This is a genomic window from Serratia sp. CY55921, from assembly GCF_052167655.1.
Taxonomy (GTDB): Bacteria; Pseudomonadota; Gammaproteobacteria; order Enterobacterales; family Enterobacteriaceae; genus Serratia; species Serratia ureilytica.
In genome coordinates this window covers 2,258,355-2,281,203 of the sequence record NZ_JBJNMU010000001.1, presented here as the reverse complement: position 1 = coordinate 2,281,203, position 22,849 = coordinate 2,258,355, and the positions used below count along the sequence as shown (strand labels likewise).

Genomic DNA, 22,849 nt, shown 5'->3' with positions numbered 1-22,849 from the left:
CACATCAGGAGTTTGAACTATGCAACGTCGTCGTTTTATCAAAGCTTTTGCGCTGTCCGCCGCCGCTGTCGGCCTGGGCCTGGCCTGGAGCGCGCAGGCCGCCGACACCATCAAGGTCGGCATTCTGAGTTCGCTCTCCGGCACCATGGCGATTTCCGAGACGCCGCTGAAGGATGTGGCGCTGATGACCATCGACGAGATCAACGCCAAAGGTGGGGTGCTCGGCAAAAAGCTGGAGCCGGTGGTGGTGGATCCGGCCTCCAACTGGCCGCTGTTCGCCGAAAAGGCGCGCCAGCTGCTGAGCCAGGACAAGGTGGCGGCGGTGTTTGGCTGCTGGACTTCGGTGTCGCGCAAGTCGGTGCTGCCGGTGTTTGAGGAGCTGAACGGCCTGCTGTTCTATCCGGTGCAATACGAAGGCGAAGAGATGTCGCCGAACGTGTTCTACACCGGCGCGGCGCCGAACCAGCAGGCGATCCCGGCGGTGGAATACCTGCTGAGCGAGGACGGCGGCGGCGCCAAGCGCTTCTTCCTGTTGGGCACCGATTACGTCTATCCGCGCACCACCAACAAGATCCTGCGCGCCTTCCTGCACAGCAAAGGCGTGCAGGACAAGGATATCGAAGAGGTCTATACGCCGTTCGGCTACAGCGATTACCAGACCATCGTCGCCAACATCAAGAAGTTCGCCGCCGGCGGAAACACCGCGGTGATCTCCACCATCAACGGCGATTCCAACGTGCCGTTCTACAAAGAACTCGCCAACCAGGGCGTCAAGGCCACCGACGTGCCGGTGATCGCCTTCTCGGTCGGCGAGGAAGAGCTGCGCGGCATCGACACCAAGCCGCTGGTGGGCAACCTGGCGGCCTGGAACTACTTCGAATCGCTGGATAACCCGACCAACAAACAGTTTGTCAGCCAGTGGAAAGCCTACGCCAAGGCGCACAATCTGCCGAATTACGCCACTGCGGTCACCAACGATCCGATGGAGGCCACCTACGTCGGCCTCCATATGTGGGCGCAGGCGGTGGAAAAGGCCGGCACCACCGACGTCGATAAGGTGCGCGCGGCGATGGCTGGGCAAACCTTCGCCGCGCCGTCGGGCTTCACGCTGACCATGGACAAGACCAATCACCACCTGCATAAGCCGGTGATGATCGGCGAGATCGAGGGCAACGGCCAGTTCAACGTGGTGTGGCAGACCGAGGCGCCGGTGCGCGCGCAGCCGTGGAGTCCGTATATCGCCGGCAACGACAAAAAACCGGATTACCCGGTGAAAGGCGGCAAGTAACGTCACTCAGCGCCGGCGCGGCTCGACGCGCGCCGGCCCAACAGAAGAGGCAGCTGATGCAATCTCCGTTTTTATCCTCTCTGCGCGCCGGGCTGTGGCTGTTGTGCGCCTGGCCCCTGCTGGCGCAGGCCGGGCCGGCCGATGAGTTCGCGGCGGCCACTCGCGCGCAGCAGGCTAAACTGCTGCAGGCGTGGGCGGCCGAGCCGGACGCCGCGCGCCTGCCGTTGCTGCAGGGGCTGCAGCAGGAAACCGTGGTGATCGACGGGGCGAAACGCGCCTTTATCCGCCAGGGCGACCGCTATCTGCCGCTTGAAGGTGAGGCGGCCCCGGTTGGCGAGCCGAAGAAGGTGTGGCTGAACAACCGGCTGCGCATTCTGATCGCCAACGCGTTGTCGGCGCAGCGGTTGGTTAGCGCGGACGCGGCGGTGCGGCTGCAGGCGGCGACCGCGCTGCAGCGCGAGGCGCAGGGCGAGCAGTTGCCGCTGTTGACCCGGCGGCTGGCGCAGGAGAAAGACCCTCAGGTACGCGACGCGCTGAGCATTGCGCTGGCGAACCTGCAATTGGCCGACGCCAGCCCGCAGGTGCGCTTCAATGCGGTGCGGCTGCTGGGGGAATCGGGCGAGCCGGAAACCCGCGCGCGGCTGCAAGCCTTGACCGACGCGGCCAATGAGCCGGACGCCGCGGTGCGCGCCGAGGCGCAGCGCAGCCTGCAGCGCGTGCAGCACCGCCTGATGATCGGCGATCTGCTCGGCCAGGCGTTCAGCGGCCTGTCGCTCGGTTCGATCCTGCTGCTGGCGGCGCTTGGCCTGGCGATCACCTACGGCCTGCTCGGCGTCATCAATATGGCGCACGGCGAAATGCTGATGCTCGGCGCCTATTCCGCCTATCTGGTGCAGGGGCTGTTTCAGCAATTTGCGCCGCAGTGGCTGGCGCTCTACCCGCTGGCGGCGCTGCCGGTGGCGTTCGCCATCACCGCCGGGATCGGTATGCTGCTGGAGCGCACGGTGATCCGCCACCTGTACGGCCGACCGCTGGAAACCCTGCTGGCCACCTGGGGCATCAGCCTGGTGCTGATCCAACTGGTGCGGGTGCTTTTCGGCGCGCAGAACGTCGAGGTCGCCAACCCGGCGTGGCTGTCGGGCGGCGTGCAGCTGTTGCCGAACCTGGTGTTGCCGTGGAACCGCATCGCGGTGATCGCGTTCGTGCTGCTGGTGCTGGCGTTGACCTGGCTGCTGCTGAACAAAACCCGGCTCGGCATGAACGTGCGCGCGGTGACGCAAAACCGCGCGATGGCTGCCTGCTGCGGCGTGCCCACCGGGCGGGTGGACATGCTGGCCTTCGGGTTGGGATCCGGCATTGCCGGGCTTGGCGGGGTGGCGCTGTCGCAGTTGGGCAACGTCGGGCCGGAGCTGGGGCAAGGTTACATCATCGATTCGTTCCTGGTGGTGGTGCTCGGCGGCGTCGGCCAGCTGGCGGGGACGGTGGCGGCGGCCTTCGGCCTCGGCATCGTCAACAAGATCCTCGAGCCGCAGATCGGCGCCGTGTTGGGCAAGATCCTGATCCTGGTGCTGATCGTTCTGTTTATTCAAAAGCGTCCGCAGGGGCTGTTCGCCCTTAAGGGCAGGGTGATTGACTGATGAGCCAACCATTGACCGTAACCGGCGTGCAGAAAGCGCCCCGGCTGGCGTTGAGCATCGGCGGGCTGGCGTTGCTGGCGCTGCTGGTCATGCCGTTCATGACGTTGTTGCCGGCGGGTCATCCGCTGGCGGTGTCCACCTATACCCTGACGCTGGCGGGCAAGATCCTGTGCTACGCGGTGGTGGCGGTGGCGCTCGATCTGGTGTGGGGCTATGCCGGGCTGCTGTCGCTCGGCCACGGGCTGTTCTTCGCGCTCGGCGGCTACGCCATGGGCATGTACCTGATGCGGCAGGCGGCGGGAGACGGGCTGCCGGCGTTTATGGCGTTCCTCTCCTGGAACGAGCTGCCGTGGTTCTGGAGCGGCACCCAGCATTTCGCCTGGGCGCTGTGCCTGATCGTGCTGGTGCCGGGCCTGTTGGCTTTCCTGTTCGGCTACTTCGCCTTTCGCTCGAAAATCAAAGGGGTGTACTTCTCGATCATGACCCAGGCGCTGACCTATGCCGGCATGCTGCTGTTCTTTCGCAACGAGACCGGTTTCGGCGGCAATAACGGCTTTACCGGTTTCACCACGCTGCTCGGCTTTCCCATCACCGCCGCCGGCACGCGGGTGGCGCTGTTCCTGGCGACGGTGCTGCTGCTGGCCGCCAGCCTGGCCATCGGCTTTGCGCTGGCGCGCAGCAAGTTCGGCCGGGTGCTGACCGCGGTGCGCGATGCGGAAAACCGCCTGACCTTCTGCGGCTACGATCCGAAGGGCTTCAAGCTGTTCGTCTGGACGCTGTCGGCGGTGCTGTGCGGGCTGGCCGGCGCGCTCTATGTGCCGCAGGTCGGCATCATCAACCCCGGCGAAATGTCGCCGACCAACTCGATCGAGGCCGCCATTTGGGTAGCCCTCGGCGGGCGAGGCACCCTGGTGGGGCCGCTGCTCGGCGCCGGCATCGTCAACGGCGCCAAGAGCTGGTTCACCATGGCCATTCCCGAATACTGGCAGTTTTTCCTCGGCCTGATGTTTATCGTCGTCACGTTGTTTCTGCCCAAAGGGGTGATTGGCCTGCTGCGTCGGAGGAAATCCTCATGAAGGCGATGCAAGTGACCGACGAACTGTTTACCCACCCGCTGCCGGCGGACAAATACCGGCAGCAAACCGATCCGGTGTTGCAGCTCGATAACGTCAACGTCAGCTTCGACGGTTTTCGCGCGCTGACCGATCTGTCGCTGCGCATTGGCGTCGGCGAACTGCGCTGCGTGATCGGCCCCAACGGCGCCGGCAAGACCACGCTGATGGATGTGATCACCGGCAAAACCCGGCCGGACAGCGGCAGGGTGTTTTACGACCAGACCGTCGATCTGACCCGGCTGGCGCCGATGCAGATCGCCCATGCCGGCATCGGCCGCAAGTTTCAAAAACCGACGGTGTTCGAGGCGCTGACGGTGTTCGAAAATCTGGAGATCGCCCAGAAAACCCGCAAGTCGGTATGGGCCTGCCTGCGCGCCCGTTTAAGCAGCGAACAGCGAGACCGCATCGACGAGATGCTGAAGACCCTGCGGCTGGGGCACGAGCGCCACCGGCCCGCCGGGCTGCTGTCCCACGGGCAGAAACAGTTTCTCGAGATCGGCATGCTGCTGGTGCAGGAACCGCACCTGCTGTTGCTCGACGAGCCGGCGGCCGGCATGACCGACGCTGAAACCGACTACACCGCCGAACTGTTCCGCGAGCTGGCGGGCAAGCATTCGCTGATGGTGGTGGAGCACGACATGGGGTTTGTGGAAACCATTGCCGATCGCGTGACGGTGCTGCATCAGGGACAGGTGCTGGCGGAAGGATCGCTGGCGCAGGTGCAGGCCGATGAACGGGTGATTGAGGTATATCTGGGGCGCTGAGGAGGCGTAATCATGCTGCAGGTAGAGGAATTGAATCAGTATTACGGCGGCAGCCACATTCTGCGCGGCCTGTCGTTCGAGGCGCGCATCGGCGAGGTGACCTGCCTGCTGGGGCGCAATGGCGTGGGCAAGACCACGCTGCTGAAATGCCTGATGGGGCTGATCCCGGCGCGCAGCGGCAGCGTCCGTTGGCGGGGCGAAACCATCACCGGTAAAAAGCCGCATCAGCGGGTGCAGGCGGGCATCGCCTATGTGCCGCAGGGGCGGGAGATTTTTCCGCGCCTGACGGTGGAGGAAAATCTGCTGATGGGGCTGGCGCGTTTTTCCGGCGCCGACGCGCGCGCGGTGCCGGATCCGATCTATGAACTGTTTCCGGTGCTGCGGCAAATGAAGGATCGGCGCGGCGGCGATCTTTCCGGCGGGCAGCAACAGCAGCTGGCGATCGGCCGGGCGCTGGCCTGCCGGCCGCAGCTGTTGATCCTCGACGAACCGACGGAAGGGATCCAACCTTCGGTGATCAAGGAGATCGGCGCGGTGATCAAACAGCTGGCGGCGCGGGGCGATATGGCGATCCTGCTGGTGGAGCAGTTCTATGACTTCGCCGCCGACCTGGCGGACAGCTATCTGGTGATGTCGCGCGGCAGCATCGTGCAGCGCGGCGCCGGCAGCGCTATGGAACAGGACGGCGTACGCGGGCTGGTGGCGATTTAACGTTGGGTCAGCTGAAAAAGGATTGGCTGAGCGGATCGCGGGAATGATGCAGCACTCTGATGATATTCACCTCCCGCCTGTGCTGTCGAAAATAAATCAGGTGGTTGGCGACGGGCGATACCCATAGGCCGGGGCCGATTGCATCGATGTTTTTGCCGAGTTGGTGGTGGCTAAGGTTATCGAAAGCCTGATGCAGGCGGCGCAGATAATCTTCGGCCACCTGCAAGCCAAAGTGCGCCAACCCGTAAAAATAGATCTCTTCCATATCGTCCAACGCTTTTGGACGAACGGTTACTCTCCTGCGCATCCTTTTGCTTTGCTCCGTATTCTTTCCATGAACACATCACGATCCCATTCGACGGCTTCGCCGCTGTTCTCTCCTTCGGCGATCAAGCGCCTAAGCTCTTCCAGTTTTGAGGCGGCGGTACGTTCGCGCAAAGTGCGCACGGATTCGCGGATGACTTCGCTGGGCGTTCGGTAATCGCCGCTGGCCACCAGGTCTTCGACGAAGCTACGCAGTTCGTCACCCAGATCTACCGTTAGTGTTCTGCCCATTGTTCCTCCTCACTTTCGGCTATGCTGCGTCATTGTAAGATTAGTTCTTACATTGTGCACGTCAAACTATCAGGCTCTCAAGAGCGGTCCCGTCATGAGGACGGGAGCCACCCGTTTATTCATTAAGGATAACCATGAACGAAACCACTGTGTCACGCCTCGGTTGCATCGTCCTGTCCCTGTTTCCGGCCCTGTGGGGGCTGTTTAGCCTGTTGAACAATACGGCGGATTTCGCCGGCACCGCGCGCAATGCGGTGGGGCCGCTGCTCGCCATGCAGGATACTTATCAAACGCCGGGGCTGATGTGGCGCGCGATCAGCGCCGACTGGGCCTGCATGTTGGGGTTGGCGGTCATCACCGCGCTGGAAACGCTGGCCGGCCTATTCGCGACGGCGGGCGTGGCGCTGATGATCGGGCGATTGAAAGGCCCTTACGCCGCTTTCGCCAAGGGCAAAGCCTGGGCGATGCTGGGGGCGCTTTGCGCGATAACGGTGTGGGGCGTCGGCTTTATGGTGGTCGCCGGCGACTGGTTTATGGCCTGGCAGGCCAAGAAGGATCCGCTGGCGGTGCAGCTGGGGGCGCTGATCTACCTGGCGCCCAATGCGTTTGCCTTGCTGTTCTTGATGCTGCAGCGGGAGCCGCGCTAAACGACGGCGGAGTGGGGCGCGGTTACAGCGCCTTGCTCATATACCAAATGCCTATCGAGCCCTGGGCGCTGGTGTAGCAGGTCTCGCCACAAATGCTCAATCCTTGACGCTGATAAAAACGTTGGGCGCGGGTGTTGCGTTGCAGCACTTCCAGCCACAGCGTTTTTTGCCGACGGTCGATAGCCCGCTGCTGCACCTGTTCGTACAGGCGCTGGCCATAGCCGTTGCCGGCATGGCCCGGCAGAAAATAGATTTTCTGCAGCTCTGCGCCGATGTGCTCGGTTGGTGCCAGCAGGCTGTCGAAGTTCACCCGCGCATAGCCGACGAGGGCGTCATCCTCATGGGCCAACAGCCAGCACACGTCGGGATCGCGCAGCGTCCGTTCCAGCGCGGAGACGGAAAAATCCTCCGCCAGAAAGGCCTCCAGCTCGTGCGGGTAGCGCCACAGCTCACCGAAGTGGGCGCGGTAGGTGCGGATGCCGATATCGCGCACTTGCGTTAAATCTTCCAGCAATGCCTGACGAACGGTGAACATCAGTGCCCCTTTGAGTAAGAAAAATTACAGCCGTTGTTCCAGATGGCGGTGAGGCACCATCGCCTGATGCAGAATGGCGAGAACGGTGATGCCGGCAGGGCGGTTGCGGTAGTAGATCCTATGGCTGGCGTAAGGAAAACGGCGTATCTCTTCGCCCAGATCGTGGAAGTGAGCTTTACCCGCTTCCGGCATATCTGCCAAATGATGCATGACCTCTCTCAACTGCTCAAGATAGCGGCGAGATTGCGCTTGGCCCCAGTGCTCGATGGTGAAATGACGAATAGCCAGCAGATCTTGTTGGGCCTGCGGGGTGAGGCGAAACGCGGGTATCTCAGTCTGTTTCATCGGTGAGCAGACGGTTGAAGAAGGCATCGCCGTCTACCGCCTTACCGGCGTCTTCCTCGGCGGTAGCCTGCGCGATTTTTTGCTGCAGTGCGCTTAATTTGAGATCTTCCAGCGCCTGGTAATCTTCTACAGACATGACGACGGCGACCGGTTTGCCGTTGCGATTGATTTGCACCGGTTCACGCTGCGCCTTGAGCAGCAAATCGCCGAATTGGGTTTTGGCCTCGTTCGCGGTGAGTGCGTACATTTAATCGCTCCAGTTAATTAAATCGTTCGATTTAACCATTATACGGCGCGATGAAAAAATCACCAATGCTATTCCGGCGGGCAGGTTTCGTTGGACAGATGCCGCGGTGTTTCACGGCGAAAACCCAGGCCGATGATGCGGCCGAACAGGCGCGGCAGCCAGCGGCTGTTGCCGACGCGGGCGATCAAGCGCGAGCCGCCCGCCGCGCGGCGTTCGCCCGGCTTGCGCTGGCTCATTTTGATCTGCAAAAACTGGATGGCGCGAGTGGGGAATTCGCGCCGGCGCTGCACGCTCAGCAGATGCTTCAGCTGCAGCCGATGCTGGCGCAGCGGCGGGATCAGGGCGTTGGCGGCGGCCACCGCGTCCTGAATCGCCAGGTTGACGCCCACGCCGCCGATCGGCGACATGGCGTGCGCGGCGTCGCCGATGCACAGCACTCCCGGTTTGGCCCAGCGATCCAGACGATCGATGCGGATGCTCAGCAGCTTCACCTGATCCCACTCGACGATCTCCTGCAGGCGATCGTCCTGGAATGGCGCCACCTCGGCGAGGTGCAGCAAAAATTTCTCCAGGCCGCTACCGCGGATCGCGTCGAAGCTGCCTTTATCGATCGAGTAGCCGCACTGCCAGTAGTCGCCGCGATCGATCATGATGAAGTTCTGCTTCGGCCCGGTGTGGCCCATCGACCAGGCCGGATCGCCCGGCTGCTTGCTGAGCTTCATCCACACAACGTCGCGCGGCGCGCCGAAGGAACGGCTGCTGAGCGCCGCCTGCTCGCGCACCACCGAGTTGCGGCCGTCGGTGCCGATCACCAGCCGGCTGCGCACGCGGATCGGGCCTTCCGGCGTGTCGGCCAGCACGCCGCATACCTGGCCGCGGTCGTACAGCAGCTCATGAACCTGCGCCGAGGTCAGCAGCCTGAAGTTGGGGAAGGCGGCGGCCTGCTGGGCCAAAAAGTTGAGGAACTCCCACTGCGGCATAAAGGCGATAAATTTGCAGCGCGTCGGCAGGCGGGTGAAATCCGCCAGCTTGATGTCGCGTCCGGCGACTTCGGCGTGCAGAGATTCCGCGCGCTGATGCGGCAGCGTCAGCAGCTCGTCGAGCAGGCCCAGTTGATGCATGACTTCCAGCGTCGACGGGTGAATGGTGTCACCGCGAAAATCGCGCAGGAAATCGGCGTGCTTCTCCAGCACCGTCACGTCGATCCCCGCCCGCGCCAGCAGATAGCCGAGCATCAGCCCGGCGGGGCCGCCTCCCACGATGCAGCAGGTGGTGGCGTAAGGTGTGATTGGTGATGACGACATGGCGGTTGACCCCGGAGAGCGGCCCGCATCCCGCGAGCCGCAAATGAATATGCAATATTGATAATGATTATCAATATCACATTGAGCTGTCAACCCGCGGCGCAGTGTGGTCAAAGGGAGCGGACAGAGGGGCGGAACCGGCGGGCAGGGTAAAACGGTATTGCATCGCGAGTATAAGGATTCTCCGGAAAGACATTGACCCGGAGCGCGTGACACGCCATCTTTATCAGTAAAATCGGTATTATTTTGATTGATGATTCAGAAAATCAGGATGGTCAGCATGGGGCGAATAACGTTCGATCTCGAGGATTTGCGCAGCTTCGTCACCGGCGTCGAGCTGGGCAGCTTCGCCAAGGCGGCTGAACGGCTGGGGCGTTCGACGTCGGCGGTCAGCGCCCACCTGAAAAAGCTGGAACAGCAGGTTGGCGCGCCGATCCTGCGCAAGGCCGGGCGCGGCATGGTGATGACCGAGACGGGGGAGACCCTGCTCGGTTACGCGCGCCGCCTGCTGGAGCTTAATGACGAAGCCGCCGCCGCGGTGCGCGGGCTGGATCTGCAGGGCACGGTGCGGCTGGGGCTGCAGGAGGATTTCGGCGAGACGTTTCTGCCGCAGGTGTTGGGCAGCTTCGCGCGCGCCAATCCAAAGGTGAGGATCGAGGCACGCATCGCGCGTAATGCCGAGCTGATCGACTGGGTGCTGAAAGGCCAGCTGGATCTGTCGCTGGCGTGGGATGGCGGTCTGAGCACGCCGTTTCATCAGGCGCTGGGGCAGCGGCAGTTGCACTGGATCGCGTCGCCCGGCTTCGCGCTGGCGCCCTGGCGAGAAGGGGATGAGCCGTTGCCGTTGGTGATGTTCGATGCGCCCTGTCTGATGCGCAGCGCGGCGACGCAGGTGCTGGATCGCGCCGGCATACCCTGGCGCATCGCCTTTAGCAGCCGCAGCCTGAACGGCGTGTGGGCGGCGGTGAGCGCCGGGTTGGGCGTTACGGTGCGCACGGCGGCGGGCTTGCCGCCCGGCCTGTCACCGCTGGCCCCCAATCTGCTGCCCGCTCTCGGCCAACTCGGCGTGGTGCTGCACCGCGCCGAGGATCAGCCTTCGGCCGCCGTGCAGCGGCTGGCGCAGATCGTGGTCGAGCGGATCGAAACTTAATCTTGGGCGATAGGCTGCTTGCCACTCAGCTGGCCCCATTCGCTCCAGGCGCCGTCATACAGCTTGACCTGCGGCGCGCCGAGCGACAGCAGGCCAAACGCCAGCACCGCCGCCGTCACGCCGGAGCCGCAGCTGGTGATGATTGGGCCGTTGATGTCCACCCCCTTGTCGCTGAAGGTTTGGCACAGCGCCTCCAATGATTTGAAGCGGCCGTTTTCCAGCAGCTCGCCGTACGGAATGTTGATGCTGCCGGGAATATGGCCGCGATGCAGCCCGGGGCGCGGCTCTGGCGCTTCGGCATAAAAGCGCGGCGCGGCGCGCGCGTCGAGAATTTGCACCGGCGTGCCTAACGCTTGCTCCACTTGCCGCATACCCACCACCGCGTCGGCGTTGAACCGGGCGTTAAACGTCTGCGGGGCAGGCTGCGCCGGGCCGGTTTCCAACGCTTGCCCCAGCGCGGTCCAGCCGTTCAGCCCTTCATCCAGCACATAAACGCGCTCGGCGCCGAAATTGCGGAAAGTCCACCAGCCGCGCGGTGCGGAGAACTGGTTGCCCTCGTCGTAAATCACCAGGGTATCGCGCTCGCTGATGCCCAATTGGCCCGCCGCCGCGGCGAATTCCACCGCCGTCGGCAACATGTGCGGCAGCGCAGTGTTTTTGTCCGCCACGTCGTCGATATCAAAATAGACCGCGCCGGGGATATGGCCGCGTTCGAACTCGGCAAGCATGTCTTTTTTCGGCGTCAGCCCGACCGGCGACATCCGAACGTCGATCACCACCAGATTTTCATCGTTGATATGTTGCGCAAGCCATTGGGGAGTCACCAGAAACGGAGAGTTCATCGTCATTGTTCGCCTGTTGTGAAAACGGATTTTCACTATACACCAGGCCGCGCGGGGATGAAGTATGATGTTCAGTCAAAGGCGATGGGGCCGGGAGCGGAGAAATCATGACGGACGAGGCGTTTGGCGGGGCCAAGATCGCGCTGCTGTGCGACGGTCTCTTGCTGGTTTACCAACGGGACGACAAGCCGAGCATTCCGTGGCCCGGTCAGTGGGATCTGCCCGGCGGCGGGCGGGAAAACGGCGAAACGCCGCTGCAGTGCGTGCAGCGGGAAACGCGGGAAGAGTTCGGCGTGGCGATCGCCGAACACCAGGTTGTCTGGCGGCGGCGCTACGCCGGCATTTTGCCCGGCTCCCCGCCGACCTGGTTTATGGCCGGCGAGATCGCCCCGGCGCAGATCGCCGCCATTCGCTTCGGCGACGAAGGCCAGCGCTGGCGGATGATGCCGGTGGCGCAGTTTATTGAGCATCCGCAGGGCATCGAGCATCTGCGCCGCCGGGTGGCGGAGTATTGGCGGCGGCGCGGTTGATGACGGTATTTCAGCGCGTCGCCAGTTGATTGATCTGCGGCGGCTCCAGGATGCGCAAGGCCGTTTCCCGGCGCGCCACCGCCAGCATCGCCAGCCCGATTCGTTCGGTGCTGCTCACCTGCGCGGGAAACAGTCGCAATGCGCCGAGCCACAGCGGCTTGAACAGCCGATAAATCAGATCGTATGTGCGGACTTTGGAGCGAATGCCGTGGAGCGGCACAATGGCGCCGGGGCGGAACATCACCGCGTGGAACGGCAGCGCCAGCAGCGCGTTTTCGGTGGCGCCCTTGACCCTGGCCCACATGCTGCGGCCGCGTTCGCTGCTGTCGGTGCCGACGCCGGAAACGTAGAGGAAGACCATCGTCGGATTCAGCCTCGCCAGCGGGCGGGCGGCGGCCAGCGTCAGATCGTAAGTCACCGCGCGATATTCGGCTTCGCTCATGCCGGCGGACGAAATCCCCAGGCAGAAGAAACAGGCGTCATAGCCGGCGAGCTGCGGCTCCAGCGCCGACAGATCACGCAGATCGGGCAGGGAGAGCTGGCGCAGCTTGGCGTGGCTCTGCGCCACCGGACGACGGCCGATGCTGAGCACCTCGCTGACGCGCGGATCGCGCAGGCATTCCCGCAACGCGCCCTGGCCCACCATGCCGCTGGCGCCGAAGATAATCACTTTCATGCTCTGTTCTCCCACTGGCCGGCGGTGCGCTGCATGCGCCAGCGGCTGGGCGTCAGCGCTTCCCACTGAATAAAGGCGCGGCTGAACGAATTCAGCTCTTCGAATCCCAGCACAAAGGCGATTTCCCCTGGCTCAAGATCGGTCTCCGCCAACAAGCGGCAGGCGGTGCGGTGGCGGGTTTTGTCCAACAACTGCTGGTAGCTGTAGCCGTGCCGTTGCAGACGGCGCTGCAGCGTGCGTGGGCTGAGATAGAGCTCCGCGGCCACGCTGTTGACGCTGGGGCGCTGGCCGCGCATGCTGCGGCCGAGGATCGTCATCACCTGTGTGGGCAAGTCTTGCTCGGCGCGCGCTTCGGCCAACTCGGCCTCCAGCTCCGGCAGCAGCAGCGCCAGCATGTCCTGGTCGTGGGTGATAAGCGGCTGCTGCATCAGCGCACGGTCAAATACCAGCACGTCCAGCGGCGCGTCGAATCGCACCGGGCAGCCGAAGTGGCGCAGCAGCGGTGAGTGGGGATCGCGACGGCGGGTCACCTCAAGCGCCTTGGGCTGCAGCGGTAAACCGGTGCCACGGCGGCACAGGGTGGTGATAGAGGCGAACATGGTGTCTATCAGCAATTCCGGCGTATGGTCCTCGATCATCGTCCAACGCGTATGCAGCCGAACGCTGTCGCCATCTTCCTCCAGCATCAGTTCTTCCGGGCACACCAACCGTTTGTAGCGCGCGACTTTACGCAGGGCCTCGCCCATCGTGGCGGAGTGCAGTGCGGCGACTGACGCGATATCGTAATGCTCCGGCGCGACGTCGCCGCCCAGCCGCAGACCAAAGGCGGGATCGTCGCTCAGTTGGGCGAGGGCGCGCCAGACGGCGAAGAACTGGTGGGTGGTCAACCGCACTTTTACGCGCCGCTCGCTGAGCAGCCCGGCGGGCAAGCCGGCCAACTGACCGACCCGTTCGAGATCGACGCCTTGCGCCGCGAGGCGCACCGCCAACGCGTTGGAAACCGGAATTTGATCGCTGCTCATGGTTGTTGCCTGCCAGTGGTAAGAGAAGGCATTACTCTAAAACAGCCTGTCCGTGCGCCGATAATCCGATCGCGTCAAGATTTAATCCGATTGCGCCAAACTGTTGCTCGGCATCAGCGCCTGGATGGTGGCGCCGACCCGTTGTACCGCCTGTTCGATCTCCGTCGTCAGCGTCGGCGCATAGTTGATGCGCAGACAGTTGCGATACTTGCCGGCGGCGGAAAAAATGCTGCCGACGGCGATTTGCACGCCTTGCTGTTCAAGATGGCGATTCAGCCGCAGGGTGTCGAACGCCTCGTCCAGTTCGATCCACAGCATAAAACCGCCGCGCGGCCGGCTGACGCGGGTGCCGGCCGGGAAGTATTTCAGGATCAGATCGGTCATGCGGTCGCGGTTTTGCTGGTAGCGGGCGCGCATGCGCCGCAGGTGCTTCAGATAGTGCCCGCCGCGGATGAAGTCGGCGATCGCCAGCTGCGGCTGCGTGGCGGTGGCGCCGGAGCCGATGAACTTCATGTGCAGCACCCGCTCCAGATAACGGCCGGGCGCGATCCAGCCCACGCGCAGCCCCGGCGCCAACGTTTTGGAAAACGAGCTGCACAGCAGCACGCGGCCATCTTCGTCGAACGATTTGATGGTGCGCGGCCGCGGGTAGTGATAGGCGATGTCGCCGTAAACGTCATCCTCGATGATCGCCGCGTCGTGGCGCTGCGCCAGCGTCAGCAGCCGCTGTTTATGGGCGTCGGGCATGATGTAGCCCAGTGGGTTGTTGCAGTTGGGCGTCAGCAGGACGGCCTTGACCGGCCACTGTTCCAGCGCCATCTCCAGTGCCGCCAGGCTCACGCCGGTCAGCGGATCGGTGGGGATTTCCAGCGCTTTGATGCCCAATCCCTTCAGCGTTTGCATGGTGCCGTGGAAACAGGGGGAATCGACCGCCACGATGTCGCCGGGTTGGCAAACGGCGCGCAGCCCGGCGGAGATCGCTTCCTGACAGCCGGTGGTGATCAGCAACTGATCGGCGCCGATTTGGCAGCCGGAATCCAGCAGCAGGCGAGCGACCTGTTCGCGCAGCGCGGTCACGCCCTGGATGCTGTCGTAATACAGGCTGCGCAAGTCGCCGTGACGGGCGGCGTTGCGCAGGGCGACGATCAGCGGTTTCATCGTCGGCTCGGCGATGTCCGGCATGCCGCGCCCCAGTTGGATCAGGCCCTCGCGCGGCCGGGTGCGCACCAGTTCCAGCACCTGTTCCCATTGCGAAATGTCCACCGGCCGCTGCGTCGGCGCCGTCATGGCGGGCAGCTCGGCCTGCGTGCGCTGCGCATGCACGAAGTAGCCCGATTTCGGTCGCGCTTCCACCAGGCGCCGTTCTTCCAGCAGGCGGTAGGCTTGTTGCACCGTGCTGATGCTGACGCCGTGTTCCAGGCTCAGCGCGCGCACCGAAGGCAAGCGGTGGCCGACCGGATACAGCCCTTGCTGAATGCGTTGGCTGAGAATGGCGGCCAGCGTGGCGTAGCGTGTCATACAGATATCCCTCATCAGGAAAAGCAACCGAAAAACCGGTACAGATGCCTCAAAAGTAAACCATTCAGCGCATTTTGGTATGCAGCTGTATGAAAAAAATAACGCTAACGTGCATCTGTATTGTTTTTTGCCCGGCGCGCATCATCACAACAAGGCGAAAACATCAGGGGGAATAATAAGATGGCTCTGTTTGATGGCATGACGACGTGGCGACGGGGAGGCTGGTCACGCTGGCGTTGGTATTTGTTGCGTCGCAGAACGCGCAGAGAGTTACTGCTGCTGAACGACAGGCAACTGGCGGATATCGGCCTGACGCGGGCGGATGCCTGGCGGGAAGGGTATAAACCGTTCTGGAGAGAATAAGGAAAGCGGATGCTGAAATTATTGGGCAAAGCCTCATCGATCAACGTGCGCAAGGTGCTGTGGACCAGCCATGAGCTGGGGCTGACGTTGGAACGGGAAGACTGGGGCAGCGGCTTTCGCTCCACGCAGGAACCCGAGTTTTTGGCGCTCAATCCCAACGGCCTGGTGCCGGTGCTGATCGACGGCGCACGGGTGCTGTGGGAATCGAACACCATTTGCCGCTATCTGGCGGGGCGGGAAGGGCGCCGCGATCTGCTGCCGCAGGAACCCGGCGCGCGCGCGGCGGTGGAGATGTGGATGGACTGGCAGGCCACCGATCTGAACGGCGCCTGGCGCTATGTGTTCATGTCGCGCGTGCGCGGGCATGCGGATTACCAGGATGCCGCCAGCCTGGCCGCCGCCGAGCGCGAGTGGAATCGGCTGATGGGCTTGCTGGATGCGCATTTGGCGCAGCGCGGCCCTTACGCCGCCGGCGCTGCCTTCACGCTGGCGGACGTAGTGCTGGGGCTGTCGCTCAACCGCTGGCTGATGACGCCGTTCGAGCGGCCGGAGTATGCGGGGCTGGCGGCCTATCAGCAGCGCCTGCTGCAACGCCCTGGCTACGTTCAGCACGGTGCCAACGGTTTACCGTAATATGAAATAAATGGTTCATTTTACCTTATCCGGATACGGCAACGCCGCGTTCGGATTTTCCTTTTTGCATCATCCTATCAACGTTTCATGAACGACATCACGAATCCGAACTTTCTTTTTCCGTGCGCTTGTTATTGAAATTTATATTCCATATAAAACCGTTATCAGCTGGCGCGTTTCACTCAGGGCGCCGGGTTTCAGGCAAGATTTCGGTCACGGGAGAGGATGATGAAACAGGTACGCGTTGGATTAATCGGCACCGGCTATATCGGGCGTTGTCACGCTATCGCTTATGCGCAGGCCCCCACGGTCTTTCCCCTTAAAGGGGATCTGGTGCTGGAGATGTTGGCGGAGGTGACGCCCGAGCTGGCGGCGCAACGCGCGGCCGAGTTCGGCTTTGCGCGTTCGACCGGCGACTGGCGGCAGCTGGTGGCCGATCCGGCGATCGACGTGGTGGACATCTGCGCCCCCAACTTCTTGCACAAAGAGATGGCGCTGGCGGCGATCCGCCACGGCAAGCACGTGTATTCGGAAAAACCGCTGGCGCTGGACGCCGCCGACGCGGCGGAGATGGTGCAGGCCGCCCGCGCCAAGGGGGTGAAAACGCTGGTCGGTTTCAACTACATGAAAAACCCCACCAGCCAGCTGGCGCGCGAGATCATCGCCAACGGCGAAATCGGCGAGGTGGTGCATTTTTACGGCACCCACAATGAGGATTACCTGGCCGACCCGCGCACGCCGATCGACTGGCACTGCCGCCGCGCCAGCGCCGGGCTGGGCGCGTTGGGGGATCTGGCGGCGCACATCGTCAATATGGCGCACTACCTGGTGGGCGATATCGTGGCGGTCTCTGGCGATATGCAGACCGTGATCAAACAGCGGCCGGATCCGCAAGACCCGTCGCGTATGCATCCGGTGGAAAACGAAGATCAGGCCAGTGCGCTGCTGCGTTTCGCCGGCGGGGCGATGGGCACTATCGAAACGTCGCGCATCGCCTGCGGGCGCAAGATGGGGCTGACCTATGTGGTTACCGGCACCAAAGGCACGCTGAGTTATACCCAGGAACGGATGGCCGAACTGAAGCTGTATCGGCACGATGAACCGGCGGAGCGGCAGGGGTTCAAGACGTTGCTGGTGGGGCCGAAGCACCCGGACTATGCGGCGTTTTGCATCAGCGCCGGGCACGGCATTGGTTTTAACGATCAGAAGACGGTGGAGATCCGCGATCTGGTCAACGGCATCGCCGCGGGCGATCGCATGTGGCCGGACTTTGAAGAGGGCTGGAAGGTGTCGTGCGTGCTGGACGCGATAGCCGCCTCCGCCGAGCAGCGGCGCTGGCTGGAGATCAACCGCGATTGAAAAGGAAATGGCGCCCTCCGCGGACAGCGCCATTAATTTATTGTGTTGTTAGCTTAATAGCTTATTAAATTAATTTTATAATAAGTTACTGGCTTGATAACTTAGAACGAGAAACACGAACAGCCGAACGCGCCCCAGAAAGCATTCTCGTCCGACACCGGGATGCTGGAGCGGCGCGCGATGTCATGCTGGTGCGCGTGCACGCCGCACGGGCCGCAGCATTGGTGCGCCTGGCTCACTACCCCGACGCGGGCCGCCGCCGACGGCGGCGCGGAGCGGTAATGGCCCGGCACCTGGGTGACCGGCGACCACTCCGGCAGCACCGGCAGCGGCGGCGGCGCCAGCGGCGAGAAGCTGCCGGCGGCGTAGACCACCTTGCCGTCCACCACCGTCATTACCGACTCGATGCCTTTGATCTGCTCTTCCGGCACGCTGAAGTAGTCCTGCGACAGCACCGCCAAATCCGCCAGTTGGCCGACCTTGATCTGGCCTTTCTTGCCCTGTTCGGTGGAGAACCAGGCGCTGCCCTGGGTCCACAGCATCAGCGCCGTTTCGCGATCCAGCCGGGCGCTGTCGTCGTACATCGCCATGCCGCCGACGGTGCGGCCGGAGACCAGCCAGTACAGCGCCGTCCACGGGTTGTAGCTGGCGACGCGGGTGGCGTCGGTGCCCAGCCCGACCGGCAGCTCGGCCGCCAACATTTTCGCTACCGGCGGCGTATGTTTGGTGGCTTCGATGCCGTAGCGGTCGGCGAAATATTCCCCCTGGAACGCCATGCGGTGCTGGACCGCAATGCCGCCGCCCAGCGCCTTGACGCGCTCGATATTGCGTTCGGTAATGGTTTCGGCGTGGTCGAACAGCCAGTTCAGGCCGTTGAACGGAATATCGCGGTTCACCTTCTCGAACACGTCCAGCATGCGGCTGATGGATTCGTCATAGGTGGCGTGCAGGCGGAACGGCCAGCGGTGCTCGACCAGATGGCGCACCACTCGCTCCAGCTCGTCTTCGGTGCCCGGCGGCAGATCCGGGCGCGGCTGCAGGAAGTCTTCGAAGTCGGCGGCGGAAAACACCAGCATCTCGCCGGCGCCGTTGTGGCGATAGAAGTCGGTGCCCTGGCCCGGCTTGAGCATGTCGGTCCACAGCTCGAAGTCTTCCAGTTCCTGCTTCGGCCGCTGGGTGAACAGGTTATAGGCGATGCGGATGGTCAGCTGCTTTTTCTCGTGCAGCTCGGCGATCACCTGATAATCCTCCGGGTAGTTCTGGAAACCGCCGCCGGCGTCGATGGCGCTGGTGAGGCCGAGGCGGTTCAGCTCACGCATAAACTGGCGGGTGGAGTTGACCTGCTGTTCCAGCGGCAGCTTCGGCCCTTTCGCCAGCGTGGCGTACAGGATCATGGCGTTGGGTTTGGCGATCAGCATGCCGGTCGGGTTGCCGTTGGCGTCGCGCTGGATCTCGCCGCCCGGCGGGTTCGGCGTGTCTTTGGTGTAGCCGACTACCTTCAGCGCCGCGCGGTTGAGCAGCGCGCGATCGTATAAATGCAGAATAAATACCGGCGTGTCCGGCGCCGCCTGGTTGATTTCGTCCAGCGTCGGCATGCGGCGTTCGGCAAACTGGAACTCGGTCCAGCCGCCGACCACCCGCACCCATTGCGGGCTCGGCGTGCGCAGCGCCTGCTCTTTCAACATGCGCAGCGCGTCGGCCAGCGAAGGCACGCCTTCCCAGCGCAGCTCCAGGTTGTAGTTCAGGCCGCCGCGGATCAGGTGCAGGTGCGAGTCGTTCAGGCCCGGAATGGCGGTGTGGCCGTGCAGATCGATCACCTGGGTTTCCGGCCCGGCGTGTTGCATGACTTCGGCTTCGCTGCCGACCGCCAGAAACTTGCCGTCGCGAATGGCGACCGCCTGCGCGGTGAGGTTTTGGCGGTCAACGGTGTGAAATTTGCCGTTGGTGAGGATCAATGAAGCGTGGTGGTTCATAACATTCTCCCGGCGAACCGCCTAGCGGCGGATCAGCCATTGATGAAAAACGCGAGTCACGATGGGCATCCACAGGTACACCACCAGGGCGACCACGGTGGCGTCATTGAGAAAATGGCCGAGCAGCGTGCCGTTCAACTGCGGCAGCGCCAGCCCCCAAAACCAGGGCACCAGATTGGTGGAAGGGAAGATCACCAGCAGGGTGATGATGAACTGCTTCCACTGGGGCGGTTGGCGCACGCCGGGGTTGGGCGGGGTAAACCAGAACTCCGCGCCGGGGCGGATCTCGATATGGTCATTCTCCAGCAACAGCGGAGTGACTTCTTCGATGTATTGCTTGCGCAGCGGCGAGTTGAGCCAGCGGTAGAGATTATCGACATTGTCGAAGCGGACCAGCACCGTATAGGCCTGTTCGCTGTCGGATGGGCGGATGACGTTGACGCCCAGATGGCCGGTGAAGCCCGCGGCGTCCGGCATGATGCGGTTCAGCCAGGCCTCATAGGCCTGCTCGTTCCCCGGCGCCAAACGGTGGGTGATCACCAGCGTGACATGCTGCGGATGGGCCATAAAACCGACTCCTGAAAATACCCCGGCGCGGGGCCGGGGCAGGGGGAATTATTTCACCGTGCGGGCCGGTGCGTGGTGCACCATGGTGTAAGCGTAGTCGACGCCCATGCCGTACGCGCCGCTGTGTTCGCGCACCAGCGCCATCACCGCGTCGTAGGTGTCTTTGCGCGCCCAGTCGCGTTGGTACTCCAGCAGCACCTGCTGCCAGGTCACCGGTACGGCGCCGGCCTGCACCATGCGTTCGATCGAGCGCTCGTGCGCATCGACGGAGGTACCGCCGGAGGTGTCGGTCACCACATACACTTCATAGCCGGCCTCCAGCGCCATCAGCGCCGGGAAGGTCAGGCACACTTCGGTCCACAGCGCGGAGATCACCAGCTTTTTGCGGCCGGTGGCTTCCACGGCTTTGACGAAGGCCGCGTCTTCCCAGGAGTTCATCGAGGTGCGTTCAATCGGGGTGATTTCAGGGTGTACCGCCAGCAGTTCCGGCCAGATATAGCCGCTGAAGCTTTCGGTTTCGACCGAGGTGAAAAGGGTAGGGACGTTGAAAATCTTGCCTGCCTTCGCCAAACCAACAACGTTGTTTTTCAGTTGCTGACGATCAATATTAGCCACGCCGAAGGCCATTTGTGGTTGATGATCGATAAAAATCAGTGCGGAATTGTCTTTATCAAGCAGTTGAAACTTGGACATAATTTACCTTCCCAGTGATATTTCGGTTGAACATCTGATGAGTGTAACGCCGATAAAACGCATGGTAGGCAGAGGGCGATTTCAAAGATACCGCAGAATTTTTGCCGACTTGTTGAGTTTTTTTATACACGGGAGAAAGCATGAGATTAAACCTGGAAGCGCTGCTGATTTTGGACGCGCTGGACCGGCACGGATCTTTCGCCGCCGCGGCCGCCGCACTGTTTAAAACCCCTTCGGCACTCAGCTATATGGTGCAAAAGCTGGAGAACGATCTCGACATCACCCTGCTGGACCGCTCCGGCCATCGGGCGAAGTTCACCGATACCGGCAAGCTGATGCTGGAAAAAGGGCGGGTGCTGCTGCGGGCGGCGCAGGATCTGGAGCAGCAGGCGCGCTACGTGGAGAACGGCTGGGAAAGCGAAATCACGCTCGGGATCGACGCCTCCTTCCCGTTTGCCCGCCTGTTGCCGCTGATCGACGAATTCTATCGGCAGCATCACCATACCCGGCTGCGTTTCAGCCACGAGGTGCTGGCCGGTTCCTGGGAGTCGCTGGTTTACGGTTGCGCCGACATTATCATCGGCGCCATCTGCGAGCCGCCGTCGCGAGTGGGCTATGCGTTCAGCCGCCTGGGGCAGCTGGATTACGTGTTCGCCGTCGCGCCGCAGCATCCGCTGGCCGCGCTGCCGGAACCGTTGCCGAAGGATGAGATCCGTCAGCACCGGGCGGTGGTGGTGCGCGATACCTCGCGGGTCAACGCGCCGCAGAGCCTGAACCTGCTGGAAGAGCAGGATACGCTGACGGTCTTCGGCTTCGACGCCAAACTGCAGGCGCAGTTGGCCGGGCTGGGCTGCGGCTATCTGCCGCGCGCCTTGGCGGAACCTTACCTGAACAGCGGCGAACTGGTGGCGAAACGCGTCGAATCGGAACGTTGCAACGACATCGCCTACTTCGGCTGGCGGGAAAGCGCCAGCGGCCTGGCGGCCAAGTGGTGGCGCGAGCGGCTGCAGCGTTACGCGGATGACGGTGAGGCTTACCCAGCGGCGCAGTAAGGGCGCTCGATAAAGATTAATCCCCAATAAGGACATAGGGAATGAAAAAGACACTAAGCCTGTTGGCGCTGTTACTGTTGAGCGGCTGCGGCGCGGGCGCCGGGCGTCAGGCCGGCACCCCCTTGCCGTCGCCGCAGACCGAGGCGCCGGTTGCGGCGCCGCTCAGCTATCCGGTGCGGGTGCATAACGCGGTGAGCCGCGAGCTGCGTTTGCCGGAGCATGCGCGCGGCCAACGCTGCACCATCAGCATCCGTTTGCGGCCGGACGGGAAACTGGCGAGCAGCAAGATCGTAAGAGGCGATGCGCCGCTGTGCGCGGCGGCCAACGCGGCGGTGCAGCGCGCGCAGTTTCCGCCGATGGCCAGCGCCACTGAATACGCGTTGTTCAACGCCGTGGTGCTCGATTTCGTTCCCTGAAGGGATGTGACCGACGGGCTGCCTGCGCGGCTAATGCTTGTCAGTTAGCGTTTTTTGAAGTACTCGTGACGTTTTCGGTCGATAAATGAGAGGTGCATCATGAGGCTCCTGCGCCTCGACCGAGCCAGGGGCCGAAGGCGCGGCCCCTGGCAACCCGCGCCTTTGCCCTGTCAGACGGTTGGCTTTGCCAACGTTACTCAGCCCATCCCTGGGCCTCGCCCCTTCGGGGCCGCTGCAAGCAGCGTTCAAATCTGCTCCAGGCAGATTTGTCCTCTCTCCGCCATAGCGCATTGAGGCCGGTTGCGACAGGCGTCCCTGCCTGTCTCACCTGGAACCGCCGTCCATGGCGGTTTCTCCTAATGCGCTATGCCTGCGTTCGGCGTCTTCAAGGGCGTCCAATACCGTGCTCATCTCCGATTTCTCTTCTCTGTCATAACCTCATAAGGGACAGGTTGCCCGGTAGCTGCCAGCTCGGGTGTTGACCTTAGGCGCGCATCACCGGCTGCCGAGCAAGACGGCATAGTCAGGGGCAACCGGCCAGGGAAGGCCGGTTGAGGCGAGACTAACAGGGACGTTTGTCGCAGCCGACCCGCCCGACAATGCAGACGCGGCGAGGGCATCCGCACAGCGGACAGACGGTGTTAAGCAAGGGCGCGGGTGGAGGGGCCGCGCCTTCGGCCCCTCCAATTGCCGTTCATATTGGCCACAAATAAATGCGGAACATTGACGGCAATTCAGGCTACACAAAACACACAAAGATGGGATAAAAAATGCCAGTCAGGTTTAACTGACTGATATCACCGCCTGCGCGGCCCGTTTTTTCGCTTTGACGCGTACGCAACCCGCTGAATTTTCACTTAGCTTTGCCATTTTCGTTATTTTGAACGTCACTGCGGCTCACGGATAC

At 62.9% G+C, this 22,849-nt stretch carries 26 protein-coding genes; 13 read left to right on the top strand and 13 right to left on the bottom strand.

The features are described from left to right. Positions 1-19: 19 nt before the first annotated feature. From urtA to urtE, 5 genes are read left to right on the top strand one after another with little or no spacing between them, the layout of a single operon-like run. Positions 20-1,288, top strand: a complete 1,269-nt coding sequence (urtA, locus tag ACJ8M3_RS11045; RefSeq protein WP_025302020.1) for an urea ABC transporter substrate-binding protein — start codon at positions 20-22, stop codon at positions 1,286-1,288. Between the two features lie 56 nt (positions 1,289-1,344). After that, positions 1,345-2,925 (top strand): urea ABC transporter permease subunit UrtB, encoded by a 1,581-nt coding sequence (urtB, locus tag ACJ8M3_RS11040; protein ID WP_060659784.1) that lies wholly within the window; start codon positions 1,345-1,347, stop codon positions 2,923-2,925. Further along, positions 2,925-4,001 carry an urea ABC transporter permease subunit UrtC gene (gene urtC, locus ACJ8M3_RS11035; protein WP_033642333.1) on the top strand — a complete coding sequence of 359 codons (1,077 nt, stop codon included), beginning with the start codon at positions 2,925-2,927 and terminating at the stop codon, positions 3,999-4,001. Before urtB ends, urtC begins: the two co-directional genes overlap by 1 nt. Further along, positions 3,998-4,804, top strand: a complete 807-nt coding sequence (urtD, locus tag ACJ8M3_RS11030) for an urea ABC transporter ATP-binding protein UrtD (protein WP_015377102.1) — start codon at positions 3,998-4,000, stop codon at positions 4,802-4,804. Before urtC ends, urtD begins: the two co-directional genes overlap by 4 nt. Positions 4,805-4,816: 12 nt before the next feature. After that, positions 4,817-5,515 (top strand): urea ABC transporter ATP-binding subunit UrtE, encoded by a 699-nt coding sequence (gene urtE / locus ACJ8M3_RS11025; protein ID WP_033642334.1) that lies wholly within the window; start codon positions 4,817-4,819, stop codon positions 5,513-5,515. 7 nt (positions 5,516-5,522) lie between these two features. Here urtE and ACJ8M3_RS11020 read toward each other — a convergent pair whose 3' ends face one another. Together ACJ8M3_RS11020 and ACJ8M3_RS11015 are read right to left on the bottom strand one after the other, a co-directional pair. Then, positions 5,523-5,822, bottom strand: coding sequence for a type II toxin-antitoxin system RelE/ParE family toxin (locus ACJ8M3_RS11020; RefSeq protein WP_089196766.1), 300 nt, complete (start codon positions 5,820-5,822; stop codon positions 5,523-5,525). Beyond that, positions 5,807-6,070, bottom strand: coding sequence for a type II toxin-antitoxin system ParD family antitoxin (locus ACJ8M3_RS11015; RefSeq protein ID WP_004939442.1), 264 nt, complete (start codon positions 6,068-6,070; stop codon positions 5,807-5,809). Before ACJ8M3_RS11015 ends, ACJ8M3_RS11020 begins: the two co-directional genes overlap by 16 nt. Before the next feature lie 134 nt (positions 6,071-6,204). On the opposite strand from ACJ8M3_RS11015, the gene ACJ8M3_RS11010 reads away from it, so the two are divergent. Next, positions 6,205-6,717 (top strand): DUF2165 family protein, encoded by a 513-nt coding sequence (locus tag ACJ8M3_RS11010; RefSeq protein ID WP_206196167.1) that lies wholly within the window; start codon positions 6,205-6,207, stop codon positions 6,715-6,717. Between the two features lie 22 nt (positions 6,718-6,739). Here ACJ8M3_RS11010 and ACJ8M3_RS11005 read toward each other — a convergent pair whose 3' ends face one another. The 4 genes from ACJ8M3_RS11005 to ACJ8M3_RS10990 form a co-directional block, all read right to left on the bottom strand. Continuing rightward, positions 6,740-7,252 carry a GNAT family N-acetyltransferase gene (locus ACJ8M3_RS11005; RefSeq protein WP_033642337.1) on the bottom strand — a complete coding sequence of 171 codons (513 nt, stop codon included), beginning with the start codon at positions 7,250-7,252 and terminating at the stop codon, positions 6,740-6,742. Positions 7,253-7,276: 24 nt separating this feature from the next. Further along, positions 7,277-7,624 (bottom strand): type II toxin-antitoxin system RelE/ParE family toxin, encoded by a 348-nt coding sequence (locus tag ACJ8M3_RS11000; RefSeq protein ID WP_052133736.1) that lies wholly within the window; start codon positions 7,622-7,624, stop codon positions 7,277-7,279. Continuing rightward, the gene (locus ACJ8M3_RS10995; RefSeq protein ID WP_016928576.1) at positions 7,584-7,844 is read right to left on the bottom strand and encodes a type II toxin-antitoxin system Phd/YefM family antitoxin; all 261 of its coding nucleotides are present in this window, start codon (positions 7,842-7,844) and stop codon (positions 7,584-7,586) included. Before ACJ8M3_RS10995 ends, ACJ8M3_RS11000 begins: the two co-directional genes overlap by 41 nt. A gap of 68 nt (positions 7,845-7,912) precedes the next feature. After that, on the bottom strand, positions 7,913-9,148 hold the full coding sequence (locus tag ACJ8M3_RS10990; protein WP_442514676.1) for an FAD-dependent oxidoreductase: 1,236 nt from the start codon (positions 9,146-9,148) through the stop codon (positions 7,913-7,915). Between the two features lie 280 nt (positions 9,149-9,428). Here ACJ8M3_RS10990 and ACJ8M3_RS10985 point away from each other — a divergent pair, with 280 nt between their 5' ends. Further along, complete coding sequence (locus ACJ8M3_RS10985) at positions 9,429-10,298, top strand: LysR substrate-binding domain-containing protein (protein ID WP_442514675.1); 870 nt, start codon at positions 9,429-9,431, stop codon at positions 10,296-10,298. Here the strand turns inward: ACJ8M3_RS10985 and sseA are convergent. Continuing rightward, positions 10,295-11,140: a 3-mercaptopyruvate sulfurtransferase gene (gene sseA, locus ACJ8M3_RS10980; protein WP_442514698.1), complete on the bottom strand. Its 846-nt coding sequence runs from the start codon at positions 11,138-11,140 to the stop codon at positions 10,295-10,297. The genes ACJ8M3_RS10985 and sseA overlap by 4 nt on opposite strands. A 107-nt stretch (positions 11,141-11,247) precedes the next feature. Here sseA and ACJ8M3_RS10975 point away from each other — a divergent pair, with 107 nt between their 5' ends. Beyond that, complete coding sequence (locus ACJ8M3_RS10975) at positions 11,248-11,670, top strand: NUDIX hydrolase (protein ID WP_129993277.1); 423 nt, start codon at positions 11,248-11,250, stop codon at positions 11,668-11,670. A 10-nt stretch (positions 11,671-11,680) separates the two neighbouring features. On the opposite strand, the gene ACJ8M3_RS10970 is transcribed toward ACJ8M3_RS10975, so the two are convergent. The 3 genes from ACJ8M3_RS10970 to ACJ8M3_RS10960 form a co-directional block, all read right to left on the bottom strand. Continuing rightward, entirely contained in the window at positions 11,681-12,346 is a 666-nt protein-coding gene (locus ACJ8M3_RS10970; RefSeq protein ID WP_442514674.1) for an epimerase, read from the bottom strand. After that, positions 12,343-13,368, bottom strand: coding sequence for an AraC family transcriptional regulator (locus tag ACJ8M3_RS10965; protein ID WP_033642344.1), 1,026 nt, complete (start codon positions 13,366-13,368; stop codon positions 12,343-12,345). Before ACJ8M3_RS10965 ends, ACJ8M3_RS10970 begins: the two co-directional genes overlap by 4 nt. 81 nt (positions 13,369-13,449) lie before the next feature. Next, a complete protein-coding gene (locus tag ACJ8M3_RS10960; RefSeq protein ID WP_089194428.1) occupies positions 13,450-14,886 on the bottom strand; it encodes an aminotransferase-like domain-containing protein in 1,437 nt (478 codons plus the stop codon). 180 nt (positions 14,887-15,066) lie between these two features. Between ACJ8M3_RS10960 and ACJ8M3_RS10955 the strand changes: the two genes are divergently transcribed. From ACJ8M3_RS10955 to ACJ8M3_RS10945, 3 genes are all read left to right on the top strand, one after another. Beyond that, positions 15,067-15,249: a DUF1127 domain-containing protein gene (locus ACJ8M3_RS10955; protein ID WP_071845081.1), complete on the top strand. Its 183-nt coding sequence runs from the start codon at positions 15,067-15,069 to the stop codon at positions 15,247-15,249. Between the two features lie 9 nt (positions 15,250-15,258). Further along, entirely contained in the window at positions 15,259-15,882 is a 624-nt protein-coding gene (locus ACJ8M3_RS10950) for a glutathione S-transferase family protein (RefSeq protein WP_442514673.1), read from the top strand. A gap of 228 nt (positions 15,883-16,110) precedes the next feature. Then, positions 16,111-17,241, top strand: coding sequence for a Gfo/Idh/MocA family protein (locus tag ACJ8M3_RS10945; RefSeq protein ID WP_033642347.1), 1,131 nt, complete (start codon positions 16,111-16,113; stop codon positions 17,239-17,241). A 101-nt stretch (positions 17,242-17,342) separates the two neighbouring features. Here the strand turns inward: ACJ8M3_RS10945 and ACJ8M3_RS10940 are convergent, their stop codons facing one another. The 3 genes from ACJ8M3_RS10940 to ACJ8M3_RS10930 are packed head-to-tail and all read right to left on the bottom strand — an operon-like array spanning position 17,343 to position 20,474. Beyond that, a complete protein-coding gene (locus ACJ8M3_RS10940; RefSeq protein WP_442514672.1) occupies positions 17,343-19,214 on the bottom strand; it encodes an amidohydrolase in 1,872 nt (623 codons plus the stop codon). Positions 19,215-19,235: 21 nt separating this feature from the next. Next, the gene (locus ACJ8M3_RS10935; RefSeq protein ID WP_033652685.1) at positions 19,236-19,781 is read right to left on the bottom strand and encodes an antibiotic biosynthesis monooxygenase; all 546 of its coding nucleotides are present in this window, start codon (positions 19,779-19,781) and stop codon (positions 19,236-19,238) included. A gap of 48 nt (positions 19,782-19,829) precedes the next feature. Beyond that, entirely contained in the window at positions 19,830-20,474 is a 645-nt protein-coding gene (locus ACJ8M3_RS10930) for a hydrolase (protein WP_046686653.1), read from the bottom strand. A gap of 140 nt (positions 20,475-20,614) precedes the next feature. Here ACJ8M3_RS10930 and ACJ8M3_RS10925 point away from each other — a divergent pair, with 140 nt between their 5' ends. Together ACJ8M3_RS10925 and ACJ8M3_RS10920 are read left to right on the top strand one after the other, a co-directional pair. Then, positions 20,615-21,526, top strand: coding sequence for a LysR substrate-binding domain-containing protein (locus ACJ8M3_RS10925; protein ID WP_060659778.1), 912 nt, complete (start codon positions 20,615-20,617; stop codon positions 21,524-21,526). A gap of 41 nt (positions 21,527-21,567) precedes the next feature. Further along, the gene (locus ACJ8M3_RS10920; protein ID WP_047572209.1) at positions 21,568-21,942 is read left to right on the top strand and encodes a cell envelope integrity TolA C-terminal domain-containing protein; all 375 of its coding nucleotides are present in this window, start codon (positions 21,568-21,570) and stop codon (positions 21,940-21,942) included. The last annotated feature ends 907 nt before the right edge of the window (positions 21,943-22,849 follow it).

Coding starts and splice junctions, on each gene's coding strand:
- urtA (WP_025302020.1), top strand. CDS start 20: ATGCAACGTCGTCGTTTTATCAAAGCTTTTGCGCTGTCCGCCGCCGCT.
- ACJ8M3_RS11010 (WP_206196167.1), top strand. CDS start 6,205: ATGAACGAAACCACTGTGTCACGCCTCGGTTGCATCGTCCTGTCCCTG.
- ACJ8M3_RS10935 (WP_033652685.1), bottom strand. CDS start 19,781: ATGGCCCATCCGCAGCATGTCACGCTGGTGATCACCCACCGTTTGGCG.
- ACJ8M3_RS10920 (WP_047572209.1), top strand. CDS start 21,568: ATGAAAAAGACACTAAGCCTGTTGGCGCTGTTACTGTTGAGCGGCTGC.
- sseA (WP_442514698.1), bottom strand. CDS start 11,140: ATGAACTCTCCGTTTCTGGTGACTCCCCAATGGCTTGCGCAACATATC.
- ACJ8M3_RS10975 (WP_129993277.1), top strand. CDS start 11,248: ATGACGGACGAGGCGTTTGGCGGGGCCAAGATCGCGCTGCTGTGCGAC.
- ACJ8M3_RS10940 (WP_442514672.1), bottom strand. CDS start 19,214: ATGAACCACCACGCTTCATTGATCCTCACCAACGGCAAATTTCACACC.
- ACJ8M3_RS11015 (WP_004939442.1), bottom strand. CDS start 6,070: ATGGGCAGAACACTAACGGTAGATCTGGGTGACGAACTGCGTAGCTTC.
- ACJ8M3_RS10965 (WP_033642344.1), bottom strand. CDS start 13,368: ATGAGCAGCGATCAAATTCCGGTTTCCAACGCGTTGGCGGTGCGCCTC.
- urtD (WP_015377102.1), top strand. CDS start 3,998: ATGAAGGCGATGCAAGTGACCGACGAACTGTTTACCCACCCGCTGCCG.
- ACJ8M3_RS10950 (WP_442514673.1), top strand. CDS start 15,259: ATGCTGAAATTATTGGGCAAAGCCTCATCGATCAACGTGCGCAAGGTG.
- ACJ8M3_RS10945 (WP_033642347.1), top strand. CDS start 16,111: ATGAAACAGGTACGCGTTGGATTAATCGGCACCGGCTATATCGGGCGT.
- ACJ8M3_RS10930 (WP_046686653.1), bottom strand. CDS start 20,474: ATGTCCAAGTTTCAACTGCTTGATAAAGACAATTCCGCACTGATTTTT.
- ACJ8M3_RS10960 (WP_089194428.1), bottom strand. CDS start 14,886: ATGACACGCTACGCCACGCTGGCCGCCATTCTCAGCCAACGCATTCAG.
- ACJ8M3_RS11005 (WP_033642337.1), bottom strand. CDS start 7,252: ATGTTCACCGTTCGTCAGGCATTGCTGGAAGATTTAACGCAAGTGCGC.
- ACJ8M3_RS11000 (WP_052133736.1), bottom strand. CDS start 7,624: ATGCCTTCTTCAACCGTCTGCTCACCGATGAAACAGACTGAGATACCC.
- ACJ8M3_RS10925 (WP_060659778.1), top strand. CDS start 20,615: ATGAGATTAAACCTGGAAGCGCTGCTGATTTTGGACGCGCTGGACCGG.
- ACJ8M3_RS10995 (WP_016928576.1), bottom strand. CDS start 7,844: ATGTACGCACTCACCGCGAACGAGGCCAAAACCCAATTCGGCGATTTG.
- ACJ8M3_RS10985 (WP_442514675.1), top strand. CDS start 9,429: ATGGGGCGAATAACGTTCGATCTCGAGGATTTGCGCAGCTTCGTCACC.
- ACJ8M3_RS10990 (WP_442514676.1), bottom strand. CDS start 9,148: ATGTCGTCATCACCAATCACACCTTACGCCACCACCTGCTGCATCGTG.
- urtC (WP_033642333.1), top strand. CDS start 2,925: ATGAGCCAACCATTGACCGTAACCGGCGTGCAGAAAGCGCCCCGGCTG.
- ACJ8M3_RS10955 (WP_071845081.1), top strand. CDS start 15,067: ATGGCTCTGTTTGATGGCATGACGACGTGGCGACGGGGAGGCTGGTCA.
- urtB (WP_060659784.1), top strand. CDS start 1,345: ATGCAATCTCCGTTTTTATCCTCTCTGCGCGCCGGGCTGTGGCTGTTG.
- ACJ8M3_RS11020 (WP_089196766.1), bottom strand. CDS start 5,822: ATGCGCAGGAGAGTAACCGTTCGTCCAAAAGCGTTGGACGATATGGAA.
- urtE (WP_033642334.1), top strand. CDS start 4,817: ATGCTGCAGGTAGAGGAATTGAATCAGTATTACGGCGGCAGCCACATT.
- ACJ8M3_RS10970 (WP_442514674.1), bottom strand. CDS start 12,346: ATGAAAGTGATTATCTTCGGCGCCAGCGGCATGGTGGGCCAGGGCGCG.